Annotated in this window: 1 pseudogene; it reads left to right on the top strand. The window is 40.5% G+C overall.

From position 1 onward, the window contains the following. Positions 1-154: 154 nt before the first annotated feature. Positions 155-368: pseudogene (locus H5119_RS20145) on the top strand (AMP-binding enzyme); the annotation flags it as partial.

Here is a 368-nt window from a genome sequence, read left to right as displayed (position 1 = left end):
CCAAAGAAAACTGATTTTTCAACTATAACTAATGAACAACTCCAAGAGGTTGTAATGAAAATTAATACTCGCCCAAGGAAAATACTAAATTATCAGACAGCTGAAGAAGTCTTTATTAATTAGTGATTTAAGGTTTGGTGCACTTGGAACCTGAATTCGGGTAGCAGGGCATAGACTCTCAACTGGCGAAATGGAAGAAATAGTCGCCGCACACCCAGCCGTTGCAGAATGTGCTGTTTTTGATATAAACGATCCCCTAAAAGGCCAACTGCCTATGGGTATGATTGTGCTTAAAGATGATTTTGTAGGTTCAACCAAAGAAGTAGAACAAGCGCTTGTGGCTGCCGTTCGCAATCAAATAGGCGCTA

This window comes from Pseudoalteromonas sp. SG45-5, assembly GCF_014164085.1.
Lineage (GTDB): Bacteria > Pseudomonadota > Gammaproteobacteria > Enterobacterales > Alteromonadaceae > Pseudoalteromonas > Pseudoalteromonas aliena.
The sequence above is the reverse complement of the archived record's forward strand: the minus strand, read 5'-3'. Positions and strand labels throughout refer to the sequence as shown.